The organism is Chryseobacterium indologenes (genome assembly GCF_001295265.1).
GTDB classification, from domain to species: domain Bacteria; phylum Bacteroidota; class Bacteroidia; order Flavobacteriales; family Weeksellaceae; genus Chryseobacterium; species Chryseobacterium indologenes_A.
Window position 1 is genome coordinate 1 of record NZ_LJOD01000042.1, and the last position, 2,188, is coordinate 2,188.

A 2,188-nucleotide genomic window follows, 5' to 3' on the forward strand; every position below is an offset into this window, starting at 1 on the left:
TTATCAAAACTTCTACTAATTAAGTACTTATTAAATTCTATTTTAAAATATGAATAATTCAATTGTTTACCTATACAATAGCTTTCTAAAAAAATACGGTATTCTTCTACATTTCTAATTTGAAAAACTCCTGGTCTTTTTAAAAAATAGGTTGGTAGATTAATGTTTTGAAATTCCTGCATAGTTTAAAATTCATCTGTTCTGAAAGGTGCAATATCTGAAGATATTTTTTTTAATTCATCAACATTGATAAATTGCCAAAACTCCATCACCCTAACTTCTTCACTATTTAGAAACTTATACATTTCATTCTTCAATATTTCAAGTGTCACCTCATCATAAACAGTCATAGATTTAATAATTAAATTATATAAAGTATCTTCTTTAAAATTATATTTCATTGATAAATATCTTGAAAATTCTTTCATAAATGATCCATACTCTTCTTTTTCCTTTCCTGCTATATACCCTGCAACCATAAAATAAAAATCATCCACTTCCTGAATAAAAAACATTTTAGGTCTTTTAAGTAAAAAAATTAAAAATTTAATAAAATCTATCATTTAACTGGTTTTGCTTTTTTCAATAATTCCACTCCTGAGATTGGCTGCAAAGTTATTAGGTCCTAAGCATTTTTTCATAATCTCCTTTTAAAACACCTTGCGAATAAATAATCATCTACTAAATAAGCTAAGATGTTCTCCTTTATAAATATATGTTTTTTAGATAACTACGATTAGTTTTCTTTATACCCTTGTAGTATTAAGGATCAACTTTATTGTTATTGAAGTCAGTATTATCCCAATAAAGCACATAGTTACTATTATCTTTTTTAATAATAAATTTAGCATTATCATTTTTAAAAAATAGAGGAGTTTCTTTGTCCAGATAAAAATCAACCAACAAAGGTGTTGAATCAATGAGATTATCCTTTTTATATTTCGTAAGAATTTCATGTACAACTTTTCCTTTGAAAGTAAATATTATCAATCTGTCATTAAGTGTAATATCTTTGTCATACTCTATTCCTAAAACCAAAGAAATTTTATCCTTAGTCAATATCTCCGGGAAATGATTTTCAGAGAAAATGTAAAATTTATCCCATTTAAATGGAAGACTTTTTAAATCAACTAGGCAAACTTCACTGTTATTACATTTTTTATATTTATTTTCGACAAAGCCGTTAAAACTATCTGTCGATGATTTACTACAATTGGTTAATGTAAGGAGAATAATTAATATTATTACATTTTTATAATAATTAAGGTGTCCCATTTCTAATATATTTTTTTATTGCATTTTGAGTTTGACTTTTGGTTGGTCTAGGGCTTACGCCATCATTTGATAAAGTATTAAATCTTTTCTTAAGAAGGTTATACTTTTCATTATCAAGCTTTTTTCTTACAACATTAAACTTATTTGTCCCATTTCCACTATTTTCTACTTGATATAATCCTTCTTTATTATATATTTCTAATACGCCTAGCGCTATATCTCGTGCTTGGGCTCCTTTATTTTTTTCTCCATAGTTTCTTCCAATTTCATTATTTAGTTCATCAGTAACAGTATCTGCACCTATAATTCCTAAAATATTAGTAGTTTTACTTGTATTTGTAGATTTACCCTCATGAAGATCTCCTACCCATTTAGCATCTTTTGAACCGTACTCAGAAGCTATAAGAGCCATCCAAGTAGCATGTCTAAAAGCTCCTCTTTCTCCGCCTCTATCAGCATCAGACGCAACAGGTCCATTTCTTTCCAAAACAGCAAAAGGAGCTGAGCTAGTGGCCCCTCTTCTTGAAAACTCTCCCGCTATATCTGCTAAATCATGTCCAGCACGATTCATTAATCCAATCTTGAAAGGATTTTTAATTGCAATTCCAATTTGTTGCCCCTTTGTTTGCTTACCATTAGGATCAATATAGGTAATTGGATTTTGATAAGTGTAGATATAAGGATTAAGATTTCCCCAATAAGAAAATCCTCCATTATGCTGTCCTTCACCATAAAATTCTGTTTCCATTACTGAATTGTAAATGGCCAACGGATCCACCCCATACCAAAAACTCAATCTAGGGTTATAATACCTTGCTCCGTAATAATATAAACCTGTCTCAGAATCCAGTTCCTTTGCATTGAACTTATAAGGATTTTCATAAGTTCCTGCAACCTGCTGCTCTACAAAAGT

Annotated in this window: 4 protein-coding genes; all 4 read right to left on the reverse strand. The window is 29.1% G+C overall.

All coding sequences use genetic code 11. The features are described 5' to 3' along the window. Positions 1-182, reverse strand: a 182-nt coding sequence (locus AOB46_RS23755; protein ID WP_206542271.1) for a hypothetical protein, incomplete at its 3' end; no start/stop codon positions are given. A gap of 3 nt (positions 183-185) precedes the next feature. Next, a complete protein-coding gene (locus AOB46_RS22540; protein ID WP_062703638.1) occupies positions 186-563 on the reverse strand; it encodes a hypothetical protein in 378 nt (125 codons plus the stop codon). A 199-nt stretch (positions 564-762) separates the two neighbouring features. Beyond that, the gene (locus AOB46_RS22545; RefSeq protein ID WP_062703640.1) at positions 763-1,275 is read right to left on the reverse strand and encodes a hypothetical protein; all 513 of its coding nucleotides are present in this window, start codon (positions 1,273-1,275) and stop codon (positions 763-765) included. Beyond that, positions 1,262-2,188 (reverse strand): RHS repeat-associated core domain-containing protein (locus AOB46_RS22550; RefSeq protein WP_131724458.1); only part of this gene is annotated, 927 nt, incomplete at its 5' end. The genes AOB46_RS22545 and AOB46_RS22550, both read right to left, overlap by 14 nt.